A 23,221-nucleotide genomic window follows, 5' to 3' on the forward strand; every position below is an offset into this window, starting at 1 on the left:
GGCTGCGCCCAGAACCTGTGCCATGAGACCTGTCCGCTCATTCCCGGCCCGGCGCCGGCGCGCCCTCGAACCTGTCCCATGAGACAAGTCTGCCTATTGCTCGCCTTTGCTGCGGGTGCGTGCCGGATCCCCAACCCCGACCACTGCGTCCACCGCGACCTCCACAGCGACGCCTGGTGCGCCGAGAACAGCCCTGCGCGGCCCTACTGCTCGCCCTGCGTCGCCGAGGACCACGGCTGCGTCGAGGACCCGCCCGACCCCGACGCCTGCCCCGCCTACGAGCCCGACACCACCAGCAGCTCGACCGGCGGCAGCTCGACCGGCGGCAGCACCGGCTGACCGCCCTACTCGCCGCCGCCGTTCTGGCACAGGCAGGCCGCGAAGCCCGGGCTGTCCATCTCGATCTCGAAGCACCCCTGCCACTCCTCGGGCTCCGGCGTCCCGCAGTCCCAGCGGGCGAAGTCGATCTGGCCCGGCCCGAGGTCGCGCCAGAAGCCCTCACAACCGGCCCCGCCCTCCTCGAAGCTGGCCAGCACGCACACCCCGCCGGCAGGTTCGAAGCCGCAGCCGTCGGCCCCGTCGGTCGGCGCGAAGCGGAGGACCTCGGCCCAGCGGCAGCCGAGGCCCAGGTCCTCGTCCATCTCGGTCGCCTTGAGGCAGTCGGCCTCCGTCCTCGCGTCGGCGCACAGGGCCGGGGCGTCGCCGCCGGTGGTCGTCGGCGTCGGGTCGGTCGGGCTCGGGTCGGTCGTCGCCGGGTCGGTCGTCGCCGCCGTCGTGCCGGTGTCGGTATCGGTGCCGGTGCTGGCGGGCGGCTCCGTGGTCGTGCTCGTGTCGGTGGTATCGGTCGTCCCCGACTTGCCGGGCCCGCACGCCGCGAGCGCTGCGACGAGGACGAGGAGAGGCGCCGTGCCGTGAATCTTGAGATCAAGCGTCATGCTCGACACGATACGCACCGGCGCCGGCGCTCGCCAGCGCCGTCGCGGGTGGGAGCCGCGGCCGTCTCCAGGGACATGTCCCTGAGGACATTCCGCTTCGCGCCCGCCGCTCGCGCCGCCGTCGGCCCGCTCGGCGCGCCCACCTGTCCGTGAAGACAGGCGAGCGCGGCCTCGCGGCGGCCGGCCGCGAGCGACCTCGAACCCGGCCCCGCACGAGATCGATCCGGCGCGCGAGCTCGCGGTCGTCCTCACGCGGACACTCGCACGGGCGCCCGCGCGAGGGCTCGGCTGCGCGCCGGCAACGAGCGCGCCGGCCCTTCCGCGCGCCGCGGGCCGCCCGCTGCAGCGATCGGGAAGCGGCGCCGAACTCCGGTCTCTCCGTGCCGAGGGCCACACGGCGCCCGCCACGCGTGACCTGTCCTTTGGGACCTGCGCCGGCGCCCGCACCTGAAGGCCCGAGCACGTGGTCGGCGGTCGCCCCGGGGGTTCGCCCGCCGGATCAACGTTCACAGACCCCCACATTTCGCGCCCGTGGGGCCCCCTGGCCGCGTTTGCAGCGGCAGCGACCGGTGCGAGAATCCCACGGGCGTGGAGGCCCTGCTCATCGTCGTCGCCGAGCTCATGGCAGTGCCGCTGCTGGTGGCGGCGGCCCTGCTGTTCGAGCTGGTCGGGGCGGCCCTGCTGGGCGCGGGCTACCTCGTGCTGTGGCGCAGCCGCCAGCGGCCGACCCGCCTGCTGCGCTGGTGGCGACGCGCCGTGTGGACCCTGACCGGCGTCCTCGGCCTCGTGCTCACCACCCTCGTGTTCGTCGACCTCGTCCTCTACGAGCCCGGCCTGCGGCTGCTGCTCGACCAGGTCGAGCGGACCTCCGGCGTCGACGTGTGCTTCGAGCGCGCGCGCGGCAACATCTTCACCGGCCACGTGCACCTCGAGGGCGTGACGATCCGTCACCGCAACGGCGCCGACCTCGCCCTCTCGATCGGCCGCCTCGACATCGACATCGCGATGCTGCGATTGCTCGAGCGCGAGGTCCCGATCACGGAGCTGCAATTGCACGGCGTGCGCGGAGGCATCGTCCGCAACCGGGCGCTCGGTGTCGGCCAGCCGGGAGGTCGCGGCTTCGTGATCGAGCGGCTGGTCGTCGACGACCTCGCCATCGAATTCGAAGATCTGGCGGCGGCACCGACCACGCGGGTGCTGCCGCTGGCGCTCGAGCACCTCGAGATCGCGCCGCTGCGCAGCGAGTACGCCCTCGTCGATGTCCTGTGTCACACGCGCGCCCGCGGCCGCGCCCGCGGCAACGCCTTCCTCGCCGAGCCGGGCAGCTGGACCGTCCGCGACGTCCCGCTCGCGCCGCAGGGCGCGGTCGGCCTGGGCGCGGTCGGTCGATGGTTGCGCGACGGCAGCCTCGACATCGGCGTCACCTGCGTCGAACCCGACGGCGACCCGCTGCGGCTGCGCGTCGACCTCGACCTCGCCGGCTTCCGCGTCTCGCCGCCGGCCGGCGACCGGCGCACCGCGATCCAGCGGATCGCCGCCGCGTTTTCGCACCTGGGCACCCGGCTGCAGCTCCAGTTCGAGCTCGAGCTCGAGCGCAGCCGCCTGCGCGGCGTGGCCACGGCGGCGCAGGTCGGCCTGTGGGACCTCGGCGTCCACGAGTACAACCTCCAGCTCGGCCGCAAGCTGGGCCTCGACGAAGGCGACATGAACCTGCTGGGCCTCGGCTCCAGAGCCCTCGACGCCGCGCACCAGCGGCTGCACGCGCGCCAACGTTGACCTGTCCGAAAGGTCGGGCGTACGCTGAGCCCCATGCTTGGCCTACGCTTCAGCCGACTGGTGCACGCCGCCATCGCCAGCGGCGCGCTGCTCCTCGGCGCCTGCACTGACGCGCCCGGTGACACCGAGACCGAGACCGAGTCCGAGACCGACTCGGGCGACACCGACACGACCACCGGTCCCGACCCGACCACGGGCTTCCCGCCGCCCCCGCCCCCGCCGCCCGGCGACATCACCCCGCCGGCCATCGCGGCCGTGACGATGATCGACGCCTTCACGCTGCAGCTCAGCTTCACCGAGGCGATCGCGCCGGTCGACACGGTCAACCCCAAGCGCTTCCGCCTCAGCCTCGCGCGCGGCTACTTCGGCAACTACGGCGGCCAGCCCGCCACCTATTTGCGCGACCTGCAATACTACAACCTCGTCGAGTATTGCCCGCCGCCGCCGCCCGGCTGCTACTACGATCCGGTCCCGTACTACTGCTATTACGGCGGCTGCTATTATCAGCCGCAGCCGATCGGGGTCGCCGACGTGTTCAATCACTACGCCGATCCGACGCAGGTCATCCTGTCGCTGACCGCCCCGATCCAGCCGTCGCTGTGCAACATCCTCCAGGCGCCCGACGACCCGCTCGTCGACTTCGTGCTGCACCTCCACTACGCCAGCGGCGGCCTGGCGCAGATCACCGACCTGGCCGGCCTGCCGCTGCCGTCGCTCGCCGACGCGTGGGTCAAGGACCCGAACAACAACTACTACAATTATTTGAACGCGGCCCCGTTCAGCAACTTCAACCCGTTCCTGCCGATCCCCTGCACCCTGTTCTGATGCACCCCGCGCTGCACCCCGGCTCGCCGCCGCCGGCCGACGACGAGGACGTGGAGGTCGTGCTGCGGGCCGTGCCCGAGCTCGCCTTCTTCCCCGAGCTCGCGCCCTGCGTACCCACCGACGCGGTGACCGGCCCCTGGCCACCGACCCGCGAGGCCTTCGCCGGCCGCGACTTCGAGGCGCTGCGGGCCGCGGCGCTGCGCGGCCTCGAGGCGCTGGCCGACCGGGCCGAGCGCGAGCGCAGCGGCGGCACGGCGTTCCTGGTCCGCACCCTCACCTATTTCCTCGTCGGCCCGGCAGCGTTGCCTGCGGTCGAGCACCCCCTGCTGGTCGCGCTATTGTTGCGCAGCGCCGCCAGGGCCCACGAGGGCGCCGACACTGCGCTTGAGATCGCCCGCGCCATGGATCGGTGGGGATGACCCGAAGGACAGGTCGATCCCGCGAGCGTCCACAGGCGCCGACCTCGGCGCGTTGAGACGGCGCGCGTACCCTCGCCGCATGCTTGGACTACGCTTCAGCCGGCTCGTACACGCCGCCATCGCCAGCGGCGCGCTGGTCCTCGGCGCCTGTCAGGGCGGCGGCAAGGGCGGCACGGACACGGACACGGACACGGACACCGGCACCGCGACCGACAACCCGACCACCGACGATCCCACCGGACCGCCCTTCCCGCCCGATCCGACGCTCCCGCTGCCGCCGCCCGACCCGCCGCCGCCCGACCCGCCGCCCGTCGACGTGCCGCCGGCGCTGATCGGCGTCAAGCTGCTCGACGCCTCGACCCTGCAGCTCAGCTTCACCGAGCCGCTCGCCCCGGTCGAGACCGTCAACCCCAAGCGCTTCCGCCTCAGCATCGCCCAGGCCTACTACGGCCAATACGGCGGTCAGCCGAGCACCACCCTCATCGATCCGCGCTACTACAACCTCGAGCAGTACTGCTCGCCGAACCCGCCGCCGCCCTGCTACTACGAGCCGCCGTACGACTATTATTGTTACTACGGCCCCTCTTGCTATTACCAGAGCACCGGGCCGATCGTCGCCACCAGCGTGGCCCCGCTCGACGGCGACCCGACCTCGCTCGTCATCGGCCTCGGCGTCCCGATCCAGCCGTTTCTGTGCAACACGCTGGAGGCGTTCGAGGACAACCCCAACCTCCGGATGGTGCTGCACCTCCACTACGCCGCCGGCGGCCTGTCGGAGCTCCAGGACCTCGGCGGCCTGGCCGTGCCCTCGCTCGGCGACGTCTGGGTGAAGTACGACGGCAACTTCTACAGCTACCAGGGCGCCGCGTTCTCGACCCTCGACCCGTTCCTGCCGATCCCCTGCCAGCTGTTCGACGTCCCCGACGACGGCCCCGACATCCCCGACATCCCCGAATCCGACCTGTGACCGCGCGAGCGTGACGACAGCCGCTCGCCCGGCGGCGACGTCTTCGCGCAGAGGAGCGCGGCCGCATTCAGGTCGTCCTGAGTGACGGCAGCGCCCCCTCGTCGCGCCGCGCAATTGATCGCGGGCCGAGCTTCACTGTCCCCGTGAGCGCGCTGCGCCGGCCGCCGCGTCCGTCGACCGCGTCGCGCATGCGGCGACGCGCCGACGGCTGGCCTCCGCGTCGCCTCGGGAGACGACCATGGCTTACTCATCCTCCGTTCCTTCCTCGCAGCGCCTGCTCGCGCTCGCGCTCGTCGCTGCGCTCACCTCGGCCGGCTGTCCCAGCCCCGACACCGCGAGCGACGATTCGACCGCGAGCGGCACGAGCAGCGGCGACCTCGGCACCACCAGCAGCGGCGACGGCCCGCCGACCCCCGTGCCGACCGGCAGCGACCCATCCACGGAGCCCGCGGTGCCGACCTCGACCGGCACCAGCGCCGACGCCGATCCGACCGTCGCGGTCGATCCCTCGACCACCACCACGACCGGCGACACCACGACCGGCGACACCACGACCGGCGACACCACGACCGAGACCAGCACCACGACCGCCGTCGATCCGAGCGGGGACACCACGACGACGTCCGACACCACGAGCACGGGCGCCGAGGACACGACCACCGGCTCGACGACCGACGACGACACGTCGGGCGAGCCCGAAGTGATCGTGTGCGGCGAGGGCGACATCCTCGACGCGCCGCCGTCGACCATGGTCGACGGCATGTTCGCGGTGCCGATCGACGTCGTCTCGGTCACCGCGAGCGCGGTCATCGACTGGACTGCCAAGGCGGCGACGATGAAGGCGACGATGAAGTTCCGGCTCGGACCCGAGGGCGGCCACCCGCTCTTCGACACCCGCCAGCTCACCTTCACCAAGATCGAGCTCGACGGCATGCCGCTGACGTCGGGGCAGATCTTGCACCGCGACCTCGGCGGCGGCGACAAGGCGGAGATGCGGGTCATCGCGCTCGACCTCCCCGCCTGCTCGGAGCACGTGCTCGTGCTCGAGTACCCGCTGGACGACCCCCCGAATTCGACGAACATCCTCTCGTATAACGAATGGGAGCAGGCCGTCCTGTGGTCGTTCGGCTCGAGCGATGTCTCCCCGGGCTACATGGTCGAGCGCTGGATGCCGGCCAACCTGACCTACGACCGCTTCAAGCTGACGATGACCGTCCAGGTCCTCGACTCCCCCTCCGAGCAGGTCGTGTACGCCAACGGCGACATCCAGGAGCTCGGCTTCCACAAGTGGAAGATCAGCTACCCGGCCCACTTCCGCTCGTTCTCGCCGATGTTCCGGCTGCAGAAGGGGGGAAAGCACACGCACAGCAGCGCGATCCTCGAGCCGAAGGGCGGCGATCCGGTCGAGCTCGACGTGTTCCTCGAGGCCGACGTCGGCAAGACGCACGAAGAGGTGCAGGCCGAGATCGCCGGCTACTTCGACGAGTTCATCGAGTCGACCGGGCCCTACCACCTCGATCGGTTCTACGTGCTCATCAACCCGGGCGACGGCGCAGGTATGGAGTACGAGGGCGCGACCAGCACCGGCTACCTCAGCCTCAAACACCAGCTGTTCCACGGCTGGTTCGGCCGCGGCCTCAAGCCCCGCCACACCAACGACGCCTGGCTCGACGAGTCGTGGACCGAATACGTGGTCGACGAGGTCGACGTCCCGGTGCTGCCCCTCGACTTCGCGGCGCCGCCGGTCGTGCTGTGCAGCGACAACCCGTGGTCGCGTCACATGCCCCTCAAGGTGTTCGGCTTCGGCCAGCGGGTGTTCGCCACCATCGCCGCGGCGACCGGCGAGGCCGACCTGCGCCTCGCCATGAAGCTGTTCTACGAGCTGCGCGCGCCCGGGCTGTTCAGCACCGCGGAGCTCGAGCAACACCTCTACTGCGAGCTGCAAGAGCCGGTGATCCGCGACGTGTTCCACCGCTTCGTCTACGGCAAGGACGGCCCGACGCCCGAGCTGCCGCCCGGTTACTGTCCGTGAGCGCGGACGGTCACGACGAACGCTCCTTCGCGCAGCGCCGGCACGGACCCGCGACGCTCGCGGCCGCGCTCGCCTCGGCCTCTCCTTCTCGCGGTATAACCAGCGCATGACCGACGACCTGCCGAGCGCGACGGACCTGCTCGGCGAGGTCGTCGCCCTGTCCTTCACGCAGCTGCAGCAGGCCATGCGAGCCGGCCGCGGGCCCAGTCATCCGCTGCGCGCCCGCCTCGACGCGCCCGAACGCCTGGCCACGCTGCATCAGCGCGTCGCCGATCTGCACCGCCGCCGCGCGGGCGAGGTCTGGCGCGCATTCGCGGAAGCCAGGGACAGCGCGCCGGCGATCATCGCGGCCCGCCAGACGGAGGCGCTCGCGCAGGCGTGGGAGCGCCTCGGCGACGGCGTCACGCGCAGCTTCCACGTCCGCGGCCACCCACGGCTCGAGCGCGAGCGGCTGCACGCATGCGCGCGCGACCAGGCCCCGCAGATCGCCATCGACCCCAACCCCGGCTCGCCGAAGGCCCACGGCCTGGCGCACCCGGGTTCGATCGAGGACGCGGTGCGCTTCGCCGCGGCGCTGCCGTTGATGCGCCGCTGCGAGGAGCTCGGCGCGCGGGCGGTCGGAGCGTTCGACGCGCTGGGCCAGCCGACGCACGCGCTGGCCCGCCTCGCCGCGCACGACCGAGAATCACCGCAGCGCGCGGTGGTGTGGCGGTTGTGGCGGCCCCGCAGCGCGGCCTCGCGGCTGCGCATGCTGACGCTGACTGCCACCCAGGTCGTGCACGACCTCGGCGACGCGAAGCACCACGAGCGCCTCGGCCTGCCGGGGAGTCATTGCTCGGAGTGGCGCGAGCTCGAGACTCTGACCCTCGGCGCGCTGGCCTGGCGCCTCGCCTGCGAGCACGACGCGCGCGTGCGGGGCCGCGATCGGGCGCGCCACGGTTCGCACATGGTGAACCTCCGCCCCGAGGTCGTCGGTCGACCCTACCGCGAGCTCGACGACCCGTTCACGCCGCTGCTGACGATCGGCCGCCTGGGCTGCCGCCTGCACGCGTTCTCGCGGGAGGCGACGACCTTCGAGCTGTGCCCGACGCCGGGGCAGGACTGGCGGCGATTCGTCCCGTGAGCCGTTCACGTCGGCGAAACGCGGCGCATGTCTCGTCGATGGCTTCGGGCCTCCCACGATCTGCGCGCGACGACGCGCGAAATTCACCGCTCCCGATCGCCGAGCCGCGCGAGCACCGACCCTGAGAGCTCCGATACGATGCGGCCGCGCGCCGACTCGCGCCCTTCGAGGCGGCGCAGCGAGACGCGGCCCACCCCTTCAGCTCGTCCGGAGACCGCACATGACCGCCACCGCCACGCGCACCGCACCGACGCCGTCGTTCGACTTCACGACGCCGGAGTATCGCCGCGACCCGTACCCCTTCTACGCCCGGCTGCGGCGCGACATGCCGATCGTCCGCCTGAACCAGGGGCGCCGCGGCGAGAGCTTCTACGTCTCGCGCTACGACGACGTGATGGTGCTGCTCAAGGACGTCGAGCGCTTCGCCAGCGACAAGCGGACCGCCGGTCACGAGGTGTCTTGGCTCGAGTCGCGGCTGTCTCTGGGCGTCAACGACTCGATGGTGATGAAGGACGGCGCCGACCATCGACGGCTGCGCACGCTCGCCCACAAGGCGTTCACCCCGTCGCGGGTCGCCGCGCTCGAGCAGCGGATCGCCCAGCTCAGCGACGAGCTGCTCGCCGCGGCCGACGCGCGCGGTTCGATGGACATGATCGCCGACTTCGCCCTGCCGCTGCCGGTCGCGGTGATCTCCGACATGATGGGCGTCCACGAGCGCCATCGTCAGCACTTCCACCGCTGGATGAAGGGCATCCTCGAGCTCGACGGCGCCGGTTGGCTGGAGCTGCTGACGAACTTCCCCAACATGATCAAGCTCAACCGCTTCCTGCGCGAGCTGATCGCCGAGCGCCGGCGGAACAAGGGCGACGATCTGCTCAGCGCGCTGGTCGAGGCCGAGGAGGCCGGCGACAAGCTGAGCTTCGACGAGCTCGTCGCGTCGACCCTCATCCTCCTCCTCGCGGGGCACGAGACGACCGTCAACCTGATCGGCAACGGCATGCTCGCCTTGCTCGAGCACCCCGATCAGCTCGAGCGCCTGCGCGCCCGGTCCGAGCTCGTCGACGCCGCGGTCGAGGAGATGCTGCGCTTCACCAGCCCGGTCCAGCTCAACGCGCCGCGCTTCGCCTGCGTCGACACGGAGCTGTGCGGCGTGACCATCCGGCGCGGGCAGGCGGTGTGCCCGATCCTCGCCTCGGCCAATCACGACGAGACGCACTTCGCCGAGCCGGAGCGGTTCGACATCGGCCGCCAGCCGAACCGTCACCTCGCCTTCGGCTTCGGCCCGCACTTCTGCCTCGGCGCGCCGCTCGCCCGCCTCGAGGCGAAGATCGCCTTCCGCGCGCTGCTGCAGCGGTACTCGGACATGCAGCTCAGCGTGCCTCGCTCCGGGCTCACGTGGCGCCGCTCGCAGTCGATCCGCGGCCTGACGGCCCTGCCGCTGCGAGTCCGGTACTGACGGGCATGTCCCGCGGGACATGCCCCTCACGCCAGCTCACGCGGGAGGGCGGCCAGGCGCTGCGGACCCGCCGCGCTCGCCTCACTCCGCCGGAGAGGGCGCGCGCCGGGCCGGACGCTGAGCCGCGAGCCACGCGTCGAGCTCGGCCAGAGTCTCGCCGGTCCTGGCGTCGGCGGCGTAGGTCGGTCGCGCCGCGCGGGCCAGCTCGATCGCTCGGCGCGTCTGCCCCAGCTGCCCGAGGACCTTGGCCAGCTCGAACTGCACGTCGGCCAGCAGGTACGGATTACCCGCGGCGCCGCGCGTGAGCGCCTCCGCGAGCGCGTCGCGGGCCGGCCCGAGCTCGCCGCGGGCGTGCTGCACCACGCCGAGCACCAGCAGCGGCTCCGTCAGCTGCGGGCTGTCGGCGTCGTGGGCTCGCCGCAACACCGCGAGCGCCTGCTCGCAAGCAGACGCGGCGCGGTCGAGCTCCCGCAGCACCCACAACGTGCGGCAGCGGGTCAGCTGCGCCTGGGCGCCCTCCGGATTGTCGACCCCGAGGGACGCCTCGAGGTCGACGGCGGCCCGGTCGGCCTTGGCGAGCGCGAGTCGTCCGAGGCGTTCGCGCTCGTCGGGTGCGTCGGCCTCCTCGGCCTGGTTGAGGACGCCGTTGGCCCAGTCTCGCAAGACGGACGCGGTGGTCGGATGGCGCTCTCCGTGCAGCCGTATCGCCATCTCGTGGGCGCGCCGCTGGTAGTCGTCGGCGGCCTCCCACGCGCCCAGCTGCTGCGCGCTCGCGCCGAGGAAGATCAAGGTCGTCATGACCGTGTCGTGATCCCCGACCAGCGTCCGCTCCCACACCTCGAGGGCGCGCTGCAGCCGGTCGCGCGCCCCGGCGGCGTCGCCCTTGTAGAGCAGCGCCTGGCCCTCGACCCGCCACAGCTCACCTTCGAGGATCGGCAGCTGCAACCGCTCGACCAGCGGCCACGCTCGCGCCGCGTAGACCAGCGCCGCGTCGGGATCCCAGTAGCCGACGCCGAGCAACACGACCAGGTTCACGAGCACCGTCGCCCGGCGAGTGTCGTCGCCGCACGCCTCGGCGAGCTCGGCCGCGGCCTCGAGCCGGGCGCGCGAGCCCTCGAGATCACCTGACCTCATGAGCAGGTCGGCCTCGTCGTTCAGCGCGGCGGCCGCGAGCGGCAGGTAGCCCACCCGCCGCGCGGTCGCCTCGATCGCCCGCACCGACGCCAGCGCGGCGTCGAGTCGATCGCCGTCGACCACGGCCCTGGCCGCGCGGAGCTCCCGGCGCGCGCGCGCGACCTCCTCGCGCACCGCCGGATCGGGGCTCGGCAACAGCGAGACCGGTGCACCCGCGGCGCACCGCTCCGGCGTCGTGAGGCCGTACGACAGCCACTCGACCTCCTGCAGCACCGCGCGGTCGGCCTGGTCCACCGTGGTGAAGAACTCCGCGAGCTCGTCGTAGCCCTCCTCGAGGCAGGCGATCCGGCGCGCCGCGATCGCCCGGTCCTCGTCCGCGTCGCGACAGAGCTGCGTGCGCATCTCGATCCACCGGCCTGCGTGCTCGTCGAGGCGGGCCTGCAGCCGATCGCTCAGCAGCTCGCCGCGCGCCAGGCCGGCGCGGGCCACGGCCGCGCGCAGCCGCTGCGCCTGCGCGGGGTTCCACAGGCCGCCCATGCGCGCGCGCGGCTCGTCGCACGGATCGGCGGCGTCCACGGGTTGCGGCTCCGGTGCGGCGGGCAGCGCCCACACCACTGCCGCTGCGACGACGGCCGCGAAGGCGAGCAGCCCGGCGACGCGCGGCCACCGGCGCTCGGTCGCGGCCGCGAGCGCGACCACCAGCGCGTCCATCGACGGGTAGCGATCGGCAGGCCGCTCGGCGAGGCCGCGGCGGACGATCCGCTCGAGCCGGCGTGGCACCCGCCCGAGACACTCCTTCAAGGTCAGACAGAACGCGTACTGATCGCTCGCCGCGGTCGGCTCGCCGCCGGCGCGCAGCTCGGGCGCCATGTACCCCGGTGTGCCGGCCCTCCCGCTCTCGGAGCCCGCCGGCCACAGCGGCGTGCCCGGGTCCGTCATCTCGCGGGCCAGGCCGAAGTCGGTGACCTGCACGCCGCCGTCCTCGCCGACGAGGATGTTGTCGGGCTTGACGTCGCGGTGCAGCACGCCGGCCCGGTGCGAGGCGGCGAGACCACGGGCGGCGCCCAGGCACAGCGTCGCTACCTCGCGCCAGTCGGGCCGCTTGCGCGCGCAGTGCTCGCGCAGGGTGCTGCCGCGGACCAGGGCCATCGCCACGAACAACTCGTCGCCCGACTCGCCGGCGTCGAACACCGTGAGGACGTTGGGGTGCGACAGCCGGGCCATCGCTCGCGCCTCTCGCAGCAGCCGCTCGCGATCGGCCGGGCGCACGTCGAGCGCGTGGATGAGCTTGACCGCGACGTCGCGCTCGAGCACCGGATCGTGCGCGCGATAGACGAGGCCCATCCCGCCCGAGCCGAGCAGATCGGCGAGGGTGTAGCGGCCGATCACCACGCCGGTCATCGGGTCTGCACTGCGGTCGTCCTCGACGCGGGCGCCCACCTGCCCGCGCGCCAGCCCGGCGAGCAGCACGCGACAGTCGGTGCACGCCTCGAGGTGGCCGTCGAGCGCGGCGCGCTCGGCCGCGCTCAGATCGCCCTCGAGATACGCGGCGATCGCCTCTTCTTCCGGACAGCCGTCCAACCCGCGGCAATGTCGTCGAGGTCGACGCGACGAGTCAACCGCCGCCGAGGCCGCAGTGTTGACCTGTGCGAAGTCGCAGATCTAGCATCGCCACACGGGTGAACGACCTGGTCGACTCGGTCCTCGAGCAGGCGCGCGTGGCGTGGCCGGGGACGGCGTGGCAGCGCGAGGACGTCGCGCGCCGGCTGGCCAGCGTCGATCCGCAGCTGTGGTCCGAGCCGACCGCCGCGGACCGCCGCGCCGAGCTGCTGGTCGCCTGGGCCTGCTTGCTCGGCGACCGCGACGCCATCCGCCACCTCGAGGTCCGCTACGTCCGCGACGTGGTGCCGAACCTCCGCGCGCTCGACCTCGCGGGGGCCGAGCTCGACGAGGTGGTCCAGACCCTGCGCGTCGCGCTGCTGGTCGGCGCGCCCGGGGGTGAGCCGAAGCTCGCGCGCTACTCGGGGCGCGGCGCGCTGGGAGGCTTCGTGCGCACAGTCGCGGTCAGGCTGGTGCTCGATCGCAAGCGCGCGCGCCAACCGCCGGACCTCGGCGAGCTGGCCCGACGTCTGATCACGCCGTTGAGCGATCCGGACGTCGACTATCAGAAAGAGCTGTACACCACGCGCTTCACCGAGGCGCTGGAGACCGCGTGGGCCCGGCTGCCGATGCCCGAGCGGCTGCTGCTCCGCTACCACCTGCTCGATCAGGTCGGCATCGACGAGCTCGCGGTCATCTACCGGATCCACCGCTCGACCGCGGCGCGTCGCTGCGCCTCGGCGCGCCAGCGACTGGTCGCGGGCACCCGCGCCGAGCTCGGACGCGCCATTGGGGTGAGCACGCGCACGGTCGACAGCATCCTGCGCCTGATCGCCACCCGCCTGGATGCCGGCGACGAGCCGCTCCCCATCGAACCGGCCTGATCGGACCGCGCGCGAGCCCGAATTCTCGCGCGTGTCTTTTTCGCCGCGACCGCGGAGCCCGGGCTCCGTCTGGTCGGCGAACCAGTCCCAAGAAGGCCACCTCATGCGATTCAATTTGCTCTCGTTGCTCGCCCTCTCCTCGATCAGCTTCCTCCCGGCCTGCGGTGACGACGGCGATGGCGGCGACAACAACGCCGACAGCGACGGCGGCAGCAACGGCGACGGCTGCGACGGCCCGATCACCGATTGTCCGCTCGCCGAGCTCTCGGAGGAGCAGCAGTCGACGTACTGCGACACGCTCCTGGCCGCGATCGACGACGAACCCGGCACGCAGTACACGTGCGACGCCGACGGCACGTACCTGCTGGTCAACACCGCCGCCGAGTGCCGCGCCAACAAGGTCTCGGCCGACTGCCCGATCACCGTCGGCGAGCTCATCGACTGCTACAAGGCGGCCAAGACCGACGCCTGCGGCGCCTTCGCAGAGGACGGCGCGTGCGGCCCGGTGTTCAGCCAGGGCGCGTCCTGCGTGTGATCGACGCGGCGTGAATCGCACCTGCGAGGTCCTGATCTCGCAGGTGCTCATTGTCTGTACCTGTCCGAAAAGACTTGTGTTCCGGATCGGCGACGCCTCACGTCAGTCGCAGGCGCAGTCGCAGATCTCGGCGTTGCGGCTGTCCGGGCACCACTCCCAGCCGACCGGGTCGTGCTCGCAGATCTGGGTGACGATGAGCTCGGGTCCGAACTCGCCCTCGCGGGTGTAGCCGCGCGTCAACAGATCCTCGCAGTGTCCGAAGCATCCGTTGCCGTGGTAGCTCCAGTGGATGCAGCGGTGGACCGTGCGCGAGGCGCAGGCGCCGGGACAGAGCTGCTCGATCTCCGTCCACAGGCAGCGCTCGTAGAGGTTCGGGAACGAGAAGCGGTCGCAGGCGGCCTGGTCGGTGAGGGTCGGGCACAGCGAGGCGACGTCGATGACCTTCTTCGGCACGCACACGCCGGGCTCGAAGTTCATGCCGGGCGCGCAGGAACATACGCCGTCCTGCTCCACGCACTCGGCCAGGCCTTCGTACACACTATTCCTGCACTCCTCGTCCGCGGCGCACTCGGCGTCGTCCTCGCACGGGCGTCGCGGGCAGCCGTGCTCGTCGTAACCGGAGATGTAGGTACCGCACGGAAAGTCGGTGCAATCGATCGGGGCAGTGCAAGGCAGACCCTCGACCGGAGGGCACTGCACGGGACCGCCGGTGGTCTCGTCGTCGCCGCCGGTGATGTCGGGATCGCCGGTAGTCGCGTCGGTATCGAAGCAGAACGGCGGCGGCTCGCCGGTCGTCGACGTCGTCGACGTCGAGGTGGAGGTCGAGGTCGAGGTCGTCGACGTCGGGTCGGGGACATCGCCGGTGGTAGCGACGTCCGTCGTGCCACCGGTGGTCGAGGTCGAGGTCGGGGACGTTGTCGACGATGGGGTCGTCGAAGCGGTCGTGGCCGGCTCGGTCGTCTGCGCGGTCGTGCCGCCGTCGGTAGTCGTGTCCTGCGACTTGGGGCCGCACGCGACCGCGAGGAGCACGAGCGAGCGACAGGCGCCGCGGAGCCGACGGGTGCCGGCGCGGGATACTGACGCGACTCTCGCGAACATTCGGGCGATCATGGCCGCTTTGCGTCGAGTTTCCAACCTCGCCCGGCAGCGACCGACACGGGCGTACCTCGGCTTATCTGGGCGCCGCCGAGAAGGTCGTCAGGGATTGCACGTTGAGGGTCCTGGTGTGCGTGGTCATGTAGTCGATGAACACGCGGACGCGGGACGGCAGGTGGCGGCGGCTCAGATAACAGATGTAGTGGCCGCGATCGTCGGGGGCGTACTGCGCGAGGCACGGCACCAGCGCGCCGCTCTGCACGAGATCGAAGATCTGGTAGCCGGGCAGCTGCGCCAGGCCCTGGCCGTCGAGCACTGCCTGCAGGACCAGCTCGGCGTCGTTGAAGCTGGTCCTCGCCTCCGGTGAGAATTTGCGGGGACGGCCGCCCACCTTGAACTCCCACTCGCAGACTCGTCCCGACGCGTGGCGGAGGTTGATGCAGCGATGGTCGGCCAGCTCCTCGACGCTGCGCGGCAGGCCGTGCGTCGACCGATACGCCGGCGAGGCGCACACCAGCAGCTGCATCGGGAACAGCTGCCTGGCGACGATCTGGCTGTCCTCCAGGCGCCCGTTGCGGAACGCGACGTCGACGTGGCCCGCAGTGAACTCGGTGGCGGCGTCGTCGAGCAGCAGGTCGATCGCCACCTCGGGGTATTTGAGTTGAAAGCCGCGCAGCAGCGGCGCGACGACCTTGCGCCCGAAGCCGACCGTCGACGCGACGCGCAAGCGGCCCTGCGGCGGCCCTTCTCGCAGCTCGCGCATCTCCTCCAGCGCCTGGACGATGCGCTCGACGCCGGGGTTGCAGTTCTCGTAGAACAGCTCGCCCTCGCGGGTCAGGGTGGTGCTGCGGGTGGTGCGGAAGAACAGCCGCGCGTCGAGCTGCTCCTCGAGCTTCTGGACGCTGCGGCTCACCGCCGAGCGGCCGATGCCCAGGCGGTCGCCGGCGCGGGCGAAGCTGCCCTCGGTGACGACCGCGATGAACGCGACGACCCCGGCGTAGCTCGCGGCGAAACTGGAAGCCAGCGCGTCGGGGCCCTGGCGCGGAGGATGGCTCGGATGGCTCGGCACGCCCCCAGGACCGGCGACCCACCCGGCTTGTGACAGCCCTCGACGAAATTTTTCACCGGCCCGCGAGCGCGCGCGACGCTGCGCCCCGCGGGTCGCGGGCCGGTCGTCGCGCCGCTCACTCGGCCGGCAGCACCGCCGGCACGCCCTCCGGCTTGATCAGCAGCACGAGGAACTTCGCCGGCTCCGTGCTGCTCGCGTTGCGGCCCACCGTGTGGATGTCGTCGGGCCCCTCGTAGAAGGTCTGCCCCGGCTTCAGAGTGACCTCCTGGCCGCCCTTCAAGCCCATCACGATCGAGCCCTCGAGCACGTAGACGAAGGCGTGGGCGTCGTGACGGTGCACCGGGTCGACCGCGCCCGGCGGATAATCGACGGTGATGAGCAACGCCTCCTTGCCCGGGAAGTCGGCGAGCGCCTTCGTCATGAGCGCGGTGACGACGGCCTCCGCCGGGGCGGTGTCGGGGTGAGCGAGCTTCGCCCTGCCGGCGCAGCCCACAAGCAGCGCGCAGAGGCCGATGAGAGCGGCGATTTTTTGCATGGAAGGAATCATTCGAGCTTGCCTCGTCGAGGTCGAAGGGGATGTTCTGCCGACGCGCAGGCGCCGGCGGTGGTGATAATCAATGCTGTGAGTCCGCCCGCGCGACGATGAGGCTGACGATGCCCTGCCGCGCCATCTTGGCGTAGGGACAGACGCGTTCGGTGTTGCGGACCAGCTCCTCGGCGATGTCCCGCTCGACGCCGGGCAGGTCGATCGCCACGTCCGCAGTGACCATGAAGAGGCCGTCGTCCGGATCGCGCCCGAACGCGACGGTCACCGCCACAGAGGCGCCGGGGATCGGAATGTCAGCCCGCGTCGCCAGCAGGCTCAGCGCCCCGTGGAAGCAGGCGGCGTAGCCGGCGGCGAACAGCTGCTCGGGGTTGGTGCCGCCGCCGCCGCCGCCCAGCTCCGCCGGCAGCCGGAGGTCGACGTGGAGGTTGCCGTCGTCCGAGCGCGCGACGCCCGAGGCGCGCGCGTGTTCGGCTTCGCCGCCGGTCACGCGGACCGTCGTGGTGTAGAGCGGCTGAAAGCTGTCGCCGTGGTAGCGCTCGAGCAGCGAGATCGGCGGCGCCCGGAGCTTCGTCATGCACGCCTCACTTCGAGGCTCTCGCGCGCGCGAGCCAATCCTCGAAGGTCACCGTGCCGAGGCGCGGGCCGGAGCCAGGCACCAGAGTGTCGTCCTCCAGCCTGGCGCCGAAGTAGCGCGCCCCGGGGTCCGCGACGACCTCGCGCGGATCCTGCGAGGTCGCGAGGTAGCGGCGGACGAGATCGGGGAGGCGCACGCGCTCGGGCCCGGCGATCTCGACGATGCCGCCGACCGGCTCGCCGAGCGTGAAGTCGGCCATCGCCAGGGCCACGTCGTCCGAGGCGATCGGCTGCACGAAGGCGGGCGACAGGCGCACGACGTCGCCGTCGGCGCCCGAGTGGACGATGCCGCCGAGGAACTCGAAGAACTGCGTCGAGCGGACGATGGTGTACGGGACCGCGGCGCCGCGGATCAGCTGCTCCTGGGCGATCTTGCCGCGGAAGTAGCCGCTCTCGGCCAGGCGGTCGGTGCCGACCACCGACAGCGCCACGTGATGCTTCACGCCCGCGGCGGCCTCGGCGGCGAGCAGGTTGCGACCCGAAGCCGTGAAGAACTCGAGCACTGCTTTATCCTCGAACGACGGCGAATTGGCGACGTCGACGACGATGTCGGCGCCCGCGAGCGCCGCGGCGAGCCCCTCGCCGGTGACCGTGTTGACGCCCGAGGCGGGAGAGGCCGCCACCGCTTCGTGTCCGCGCTGGCGGAGCAGATGGACGAGCTTGCTTCCGATGAGGCCAGTGCCTCCGATGACGACGATCTTCATGGTGTACTCGACGCTTTCACGGGCCGCGCTCGGCAGCCCGACGCGTGGAACCCTATGCTGGGCCCGGAGCTGGCGGTAGGCACGTGGACGGACGCACTGTGTTGTCCGCCGCGCACCAATCGACGCCGGCGACGGGAGCGCTTCAAGCGGGACGGCGCGCGCCCGCCAGCGAGCGGGCGAACGCGGCGAGCTTGCTCGGACTCATGATCCACAGCAGCTGCTCGATGCCCTCGTCCGAGGCGTCGATCGTCAGCAGCGCGATCGCGGCGTCGGCCCGCGAGACGAGGAGCGCCGCGCGACCGTTGGCCTCGACCCATGCGACGCGGGTGCCCGGCCAGAACTTGCGGGCGGAGTTCGCCATGAAGCTGGCGACCCGGGCGCGGCCGAGCACCGGCACGCGCGCCGCCCCGAGGACGCCGCCGCCGTCGGTGACGCTGACCACGTCGGCGGCGAACAATCCCTCGAGCGCGGCGAAGTCACCGGCCTGCGACGCGACGAGGAACGCAGAGAGCAGGCGGCGGTGCTGCTCGTCACTCACGGGCGCGCGGCGGCCCTCGGCGACGTGCTTGCGCGCGCGGCTCACGAGCTGCCGCACGTTGGCCTCCTCGAGCTGGAGGATCTCGGCGATCGCCGCGTACGAGTAATCGAAGGCGTCGCGCAGCACGTAGGCGGCGCGCTGCGTCGGGCTCAGGCGCTCGAGCAGCAGCAACACCGCGAGCCCCAGCGCCTCGCCTCGCTCGGCGCCGACCTCGGGGTCGGCGCTGGTGTCCACGACCTCAGGCAGCCACGGCCCGACGTACGCCTCGCGCCGCGACCGCGCCGACTGGGCGACGTTGATCGCCAGCCGCGTGATCGTGGTGGCCAGGAACGCCGCCGGGTGGATGACGACGCTGCGGTCGGTGTTCTGCCAGCGCAGCCAGACCTCTTGCACGAGATCCTCGGCCTCGGTGGCGTCACCGAGCATGCGGTAGGCGATGCCGAACAGCCGGGGCCGCAAGCGGACGAACGCCGACGCCACCTCGTCGAGGTCGCTCGTCGCGTCGGGCTCGCCGGAAGGCATGGTCCAGGCAGCATGTAACGCGGGCAGACGCGAATTTCAACCAGGCGGGCCGCCCGGCCCGCAGCGCCACGACGGTCTCGGTCGTCCGCCCTCGCCCCGACGACGCCGTGGACCGCCGGCGCTGCAGACATTACTTGTCGTTCCACTCCCACTTCGCGGCGTCGAGCTTGCTCTTCACCCATTCCTGGCAGACGGCGCAGAACTCCGACTGATGATGGACCGTCGTCCGCGTGTGGTACATGACGCAGGGCACCGCAGCGGCGCCCTGCGACAGCGCCAGCGGCACCTTGACGGAGTCGGAGTCGGCGTCCGCGAGGATCCCGAAGTCCGCCTTCACGCTGACCTTGGGGCGGTCCTCGGTGTTGAACGCGCAATGATCGCCGCGGCCGCCGTACTGGCGATCGTAATGATGCTTGTGCTCCTTCGGCACCATCCCGAGCGCGTGGCCGATCTCGTGCAGGAACAGCACCAGCAGCGTCCGGTCGGCCGCGGCCGTGCCGCTCGGGCCGGCGTGGTACTTGTTCGAAACGAAGATCGTACCGGGGGCCTCTTTCTCGTCGCGGTTGCCGCCGATCGTCTGCACCATGTTGACCTCGATGGCGACCGCCGAGCAGTCCGCGCCGAGCTTTCGGTTCAGGTCGTCGTCGGTCACCTCGACGAGCGCTTCCCGGTCGTTCAGCCGCTCGACCCGGTACTTGCCCTCCGACGACTTGTAGGAGGTGTCCTTGTCCGAGGGGATCGCCGACTTGACCGTCGGCACCGACTGCGCGGCCTGGGCCATGAATTGCGCGCCGGGCCTCGCCTTCAGCACGCACTCCCAGTGATCGACCCCCGCGAGCTGCGGGGTGACGCTCACCACGTCCCACGTCTCGTTCTGGCTCGCGCCCACGGTGCATGCTCCGCGCTTGAGGTCGAACGTCTGCGAGCGCACCGGCGGCGGCGGTCCGGGCGGGGCCGGCGGCCCGGAGGGCACTGTCTTGATCGTCAGGGTGATCGACAGGCCCGCGTCGCGCAGCTTGTCGAACTCCTCGCCGGCGATCACGCTGACCGTCAGCTGCTGGCGATCCGGGCTCGTCGCCGTGATGTGCTTCTTGGCGATCATGCTCTCGCGCGGCTCGGGGACGCTCAAGCGGAGGTCGCCGAGGATGTCCTGGGGCCGGACCGGGAACACGTGGAAGTTGTCGTTCGCCCTGAGCTTGCAGCGCCAGCGCTCGCCGAGCCCCGGCCGGGCGCTCGCCTCGACCACCGCGAACTTCGCCTTCTCGTCCTCGGGCGTGTCGACCTCGTCCGGCGGGACGACCTCGGCCACGCCCGTATCGCTGAAGCGGAACCGCTGCTCCTTCCCCGCGATCGACATCGGCTTGGTGAGCACGTAGCCGCACTGGTTGACCAGGATCAGCCGCAGGTGCTTCTTCCCGCCGTACAGCGGGTGGGTCTGGAACGGCACGACGCTCTTCCAGTTGTACTGATTGAGCGGCCTGCCCGCCACGTACGTCAGCGGCTCGCTCTCGATCTCGACCGGCGGCTCGGCCTCGATGAGCTCGACGTCCATCTTCGCGTACGCGGCCGCGAGCTCGCCCTTGATCGCCTTGTAGGCCCGGAGCCCCTCCGCGTGCATGTAAAAGAACGTGTAATAAATGGTCCGCTTGTCGTCCTTGCCCGTCGGCTGCGGCTTCCTGAAGGCCGCATGCACCTCCATGCCGGCGTACGCCACCTCCTCGTCGAACGCGGCGAAATAGGCCCTCAGCGGGTTGACGACCCCGCCGGCGACGCAGCGGGCCGCGAGCGCCTCGTCGCGATCGGAGGTGTCGACGAGCACTCGCTTGAGCTCGGGGGCCGAGAGGTCGCGGCTGAGGAGCTTCACCTTGGCGGCGATGTTCGCCACCATCGGCAGGCCGAACGACGCGCCGAGATCCTTGCTCACGTGGGTCCCGGCCAGCGACGCGTGCAGGTCCTTGTACGCGGCGTCCAGGTCCTTGATCTTGATCTCGTCCTTCACCCGCGTGCTGACGTCCGTCATCTGCGGCCGATCACGCGCGTCGATCATCGCCTGCTCCGGCGGCGCCGCGTCCCACTCCTTGCGCCCGGGCAGCTGCGGATCGAAGGCGAAGTCGAACAGCCTCCGCAGCCACTCGACGGCCCGCTCGGAGCTGTCGATCGCCGCCTTGATCGCCTCGACCTGCTTCGGCAGCGAGTCGACGTCCGCCCCCGACTTGCCCGTCCAGCGCACGACCTGGTCCCAGAAGTACACGTAGGCCTGAAAGCGCTCGTGCTTCGGGTTGCTCACCTCCGGCAGCGTCGCCTTTAGCCGGTCCCGCTCCTCCTTGAAGCTCTTGAGGTCGCGGAGCGCGTCCGGCATGAACTTCTTCTCGATCTTCTCGTAGTCCGCGCGCACCTGGAGCGCGTTGCACCGCGGCTTGATGTCGCTGCGCTGCGGCTTCTTGCCGCCCTTCGTCAGCCCCTCGAGCACCTCGAGCTGCTTCGTCTCCGCCGGGGTGAGCGGCTCGCCCTGCCCGCCGCGCCGCTTCGCCAGCGGCTCGATCCGGTCGGCGATGATCTTGGGCAGCTGGGCCTCCGCCTGCCCGACCAGCGACTCGAGCACGCCGAGCTCGAGGCTCTCGTCGTCGCTGAGCGGCCCGTCCTGCGGCCCCTTCTTCTGCAGCTCCATCTGCCACGTCGGGATCTGGTCGTCCTCCAGCGAGCCGATCTTGTTGACCAGGTTCGAGTAATCCGGCGTCTCTTCCTTGATCGTCGCCGGTTCGGCGCGCAGCGCGTCGGTCTCGGGCATGAGCCGGTTCGGCAGCAGCTCGCTGAAGAACGTCCGCACGAACCCGAGCCGGTGGGCCGCCACCAGCCCCTTCGGGGTGTAGAGCGTCGTGCTGTCCGAGGGCACCAGCACGTCGACGCCGGGGCCGGTCCCGCGCTCGGAGTGGTGCCCCTTGGCCAGCGTGCAGCCGCCGACGAACAGCGTGTTCTCGAGCGAACACGGCAGGTCGCTGCTCTGAAACTCCCGCTTCTGCGGGTAGCGGCTCACGTCGCTGAAGTCGAAGTCGGTGAAGTTCAGCGGGAACGAGAAGCCCGTGTTCCCGCCGGTCGCCAGGAACAACACCTTGTGCTTCGCCCGCGTGACGACCTTGTCGGTCTCCGGCATGCTGAACGGCATCCACGCGCTGCAGTTGACGATGTCCGCCCCCTGCTCGATCGCCCAGCGGAACGACCGCGCCCCCGTGGCGTCGTTCATCTCCCCCATCGTCTGACCCTTCTTGGTCATCACGTCGAGGAGCGCGATCCGGTCGCTGCCCCAGGCCGCCTGCCCGGCCACGGTCGTGCCGTGCTTCGACGGGTTGTCGGCGACGAAGTGGGTCGGATAGCCCTTGCACGGGCGCGTCGGCCGATCGTTGGCCTCGTCGCCCGCGTCGAAGTAGCGCCCGTCCTTGAGCCGCGGCGTCAAGTAATCGAGCCCGCCCGGGCTCGAGTCGTCGAAGATGCCGGTGTCGCAGACGCCGATCGTGACCCGGTTCCCGCGTCGGCCCTGCGCCTGGGCATAAAGGGCCGCGAACTCGGGGTCCTCCTGCTCCTTGAAGTCCTTGCCCTCGACGTGCGCGAGCAGCCGCAGCGTGCCGACGTCCGCGCGGCCGTCGGCCTCGACCGCGAGCTCCAGCGTCGCCGAGCACATCAGTCGATTGTCCAGGTCGAGCAGGCACGCCTGCAGCACCTCGGTCCCGTGGCCGACCTCGAGCCCGATGAAGGTGAGCTGCTCCAACACCGCGTAGCCCTGGTTGCGCCCGCGGACCGAGAGTGACTGCACCAGCATGTCGTCGGTGAGCTCGTGGACGGGGCTCGTGATCCCGTCCTTGCTCCGCGCGGCGCGGACCCGGCTGAGGTACCGGTACGCCGGCTTCACGCTGCCCTTGTACGAGCGGATCGCGTTGCGCAGCCGCAGCTTCGCCCCGAGGTACGCGAGCTCGAGCTTGCCGGCGTACGCTCGCGGAAGCGGCGGCTTCACCCGCAGCTCGACGGCCAGCGGCTCCCGCAGCCCCTGCTTCACCGTCACCTTCGTGAGCACCTCGTCACGGTCCGCCAGGCTGAAGTACACCTCCGGCAGCACGTCGTTGGTGTTGCGCACCCCGAACGAGCGCGCCGCGTGTCGCGCCTGACTGCTCTCGCCCGGCGGCGCGACCGCGAAGCGCACGTCGGTGCATTGAAACCGCTGCACCAGCCACGCCTCGATCTCGGCCGGTGTCCGCAGCGCAGGCCGGTGGTGACGTCCGATTCCGCTGAGGGGCACATAGATGGCGCTCGCCGTCGCCGAGATCGACGCCGCGTCGGAGTCCTGCAAGCTCCGCAACCACTCTCGCACCGCCTCGCCGCTCAGGCTGCGGCCCTCTTTTGTCGTGACGTTCTCGATCTCGGTCCACAACATCGACG

The 23,221-nt window shown here is 71.3% G+C and carries 19 protein-coding genes; 10 read left to right on the forward strand and 9 right to left on the reverse strand.

Features of this window, described 5'->3' with window-relative positions:
* Positions 1-78 precede the first annotated feature (78 nt).
* A complete protein-coding gene (locus tag OV090_RS35850; protein WP_267709210.1) occupies positions 79-339 on the forward strand; it encodes a hypothetical protein in 261 nt (86 codons plus the stop codon).
* Between the two features lie 5 nt (positions 340-344).
* On the opposite strand, the gene OV090_RS35855 is transcribed toward OV090_RS35850, so the two are convergent.
* A complete protein-coding gene (locus OV090_RS35855) occupies positions 345-935 on the reverse strand; it encodes a hypothetical protein (RefSeq protein ID WP_267709211.1) in 591 nt (196 codons plus the stop codon).
* Positions 936-1,523: 588 nt separating this feature from the next.
* On the opposite strand from OV090_RS35855, the gene OV090_RS35860 reads away from it, so the two are divergent.
* From OV090_RS35860 to OV090_RS35890, 7 genes are all read left to right on the forward strand, one after another.
* Positions 1,524-2,711: a hypothetical protein gene (locus OV090_RS35860; RefSeq protein ID WP_267709212.1), complete on the forward strand. Its 1,188-nt coding sequence runs from the start codon at positions 1,524-1,526 to the stop codon at positions 2,709-2,711.
* A gap of 33 nt (positions 2,712-2,744) precedes the next feature.
* The gene (locus OV090_RS35865; protein WP_267709213.1) at positions 2,745-3,536 is read left to right on the forward strand and encodes a hypothetical protein; all 792 of its coding nucleotides are present in this window, start codon (positions 2,745-2,747) and stop codon (positions 3,534-3,536) included.
* Positions 3,536-3,955, forward strand: coding sequence for a hypothetical protein (locus OV090_RS35870; RefSeq protein WP_267709214.1), 420 nt, complete (start codon positions 3,536-3,538; stop codon positions 3,953-3,955). The genes OV090_RS35865 and OV090_RS35870 overlap by 1 nt, the downstream gene beginning before the upstream one ends.
* Positions 3,956-4,034: 79 nt before the next feature.
* A complete protein-coding gene (locus OV090_RS35875; protein WP_267709215.1) occupies positions 4,035-4,922 on the forward strand; it encodes a hypothetical protein in 888 nt (295 codons plus the stop codon).
* Positions 4,923-5,160: 238 nt separating this feature from the next.
* Positions 5,161-6,954 carry a hypothetical protein gene (locus OV090_RS35880; protein WP_267709216.1) on the forward strand — a complete coding sequence of 598 codons (1,794 nt, stop codon included), beginning with the start codon at positions 5,161-5,163 and terminating at the stop codon, positions 6,952-6,954.
* A gap of 106 nt (positions 6,955-7,060) precedes the next feature.
* Positions 7,061-8,077: a hypothetical protein gene (locus OV090_RS35885; RefSeq protein ID WP_267709217.1), complete on the forward strand. Its 1,017-nt coding sequence runs from the start codon at positions 7,061-7,063 to the stop codon at positions 8,075-8,077.
* 220 nt (positions 8,078-8,297) lie between these two features.
* On the forward strand, positions 8,298-9,533 hold the full coding sequence (locus OV090_RS35890) for a cytochrome P450 (RefSeq protein ID WP_267709218.1): 1,236 nt from the start codon (positions 8,298-8,300) through the stop codon (positions 9,531-9,533).
* Between the two features lie 81 nt (positions 9,534-9,614).
* On the opposite strand, the gene OV090_RS35895 is transcribed toward OV090_RS35890, so the two are convergent.
* A complete protein-coding gene (locus OV090_RS35895) occupies positions 9,615-12,248 on the reverse strand; it encodes a protein kinase (RefSeq protein ID WP_267709219.1) in 2,634 nt (877 codons plus the stop codon).
* Positions 12,249-12,346: 98 nt separating this feature from the next.
* Here OV090_RS35895 and OV090_RS35900 point away from each other — a divergent pair, with 98 nt between their 5' ends.
* Both OV090_RS35900 and OV090_RS35905 read left to right on the forward strand, forming a co-directional pair.
* The gene (locus tag OV090_RS35900) at positions 12,347-13,150 is read left to right on the forward strand and encodes a hypothetical protein (protein WP_267709220.1); all 804 of its coding nucleotides are present in this window, start codon (positions 12,347-12,349) and stop codon (positions 13,148-13,150) included.
* A 103-nt stretch (positions 13,151-13,253) separates the two neighbouring features.
* Positions 13,254-13,685: a hypothetical protein gene (locus tag OV090_RS35905; RefSeq protein WP_267709221.1), complete on the forward strand. Its 432-nt coding sequence runs from the start codon at positions 13,254-13,256 to the stop codon at positions 13,683-13,685.
* Positions 13,686-13,787: 102 nt separating this feature from the next.
* Here OV090_RS35905 and OV090_RS35910 read toward each other — a convergent pair whose 3' ends face one another.
* The 7 genes from OV090_RS35910 to OV090_RS35940 all read right to left on the reverse strand — a co-directional run bounded on the left by OV090_RS35910 (position 13,788) and on the right by OV090_RS35940 (position 23,216).
* Complete coding sequence (locus OV090_RS35910; RefSeq protein ID WP_267709222.1) at positions 13,788-14,783, reverse strand: hypothetical protein; 996 nt, start codon at positions 14,781-14,783, stop codon at positions 13,788-13,790.
* A gap of 73 nt (positions 14,784-14,856) precedes the next feature.
* Entirely contained in the window at positions 14,857-15,849 is a 993-nt protein-coding gene (locus tag OV090_RS35915; protein ID WP_267709223.1) for a LysR family transcriptional regulator, read from the reverse strand.
* A gap of 115 nt (positions 15,850-15,964) precedes the next feature.
* Entirely contained in the window at positions 15,965-16,384 is a 420-nt protein-coding gene (locus OV090_RS35920) for a cupin domain-containing protein (protein ID WP_267709224.1), read from the reverse strand.
* Between the two features lie 79 nt (positions 16,385-16,463).
* Positions 16,464-16,970: an Ohr family peroxiredoxin gene (locus OV090_RS35925; protein WP_267709225.1), complete on the reverse strand. Its 507-nt coding sequence runs from the start codon at positions 16,968-16,970 to the stop codon at positions 16,464-16,466.
* Positions 16,971-16,977: 7 nt separating this feature from the next.
* Positions 16,978-17,733, reverse strand: coding sequence for an SDR family oxidoreductase (locus OV090_RS35930; protein WP_267709226.1), 756 nt, complete (start codon positions 17,731-17,733; stop codon positions 16,978-16,980).
* Positions 17,734-17,875: 142 nt separating this feature from the next.
* Positions 17,876-18,793 (reverse strand): sigma-70 family RNA polymerase sigma factor, encoded by a 918-nt coding sequence (locus OV090_RS35935; protein WP_267709227.1) that lies wholly within the window; start codon positions 18,791-18,793, stop codon positions 17,876-17,878.
* Positions 18,794-18,923: 130 nt separating this feature from the next.
* Positions 18,924-23,216, reverse strand: coding sequence for a S8/S53 family peptidase (locus OV090_RS35940; protein WP_267709228.1), 4,293 nt, complete (start codon positions 23,214-23,216; stop codon positions 18,924-18,926).
* Between the last annotated feature and the right edge of the window lie 5 nt (positions 23,217-23,221).

The sequence above is a fragment of the Nannocystis sp. RBIL2 genome, from assembly GCF_026626745.1.
Lineage (GTDB): Bacteria > Myxococcota_A > Polyangia > Nannocystales > Nannocystaceae > Nannocystis.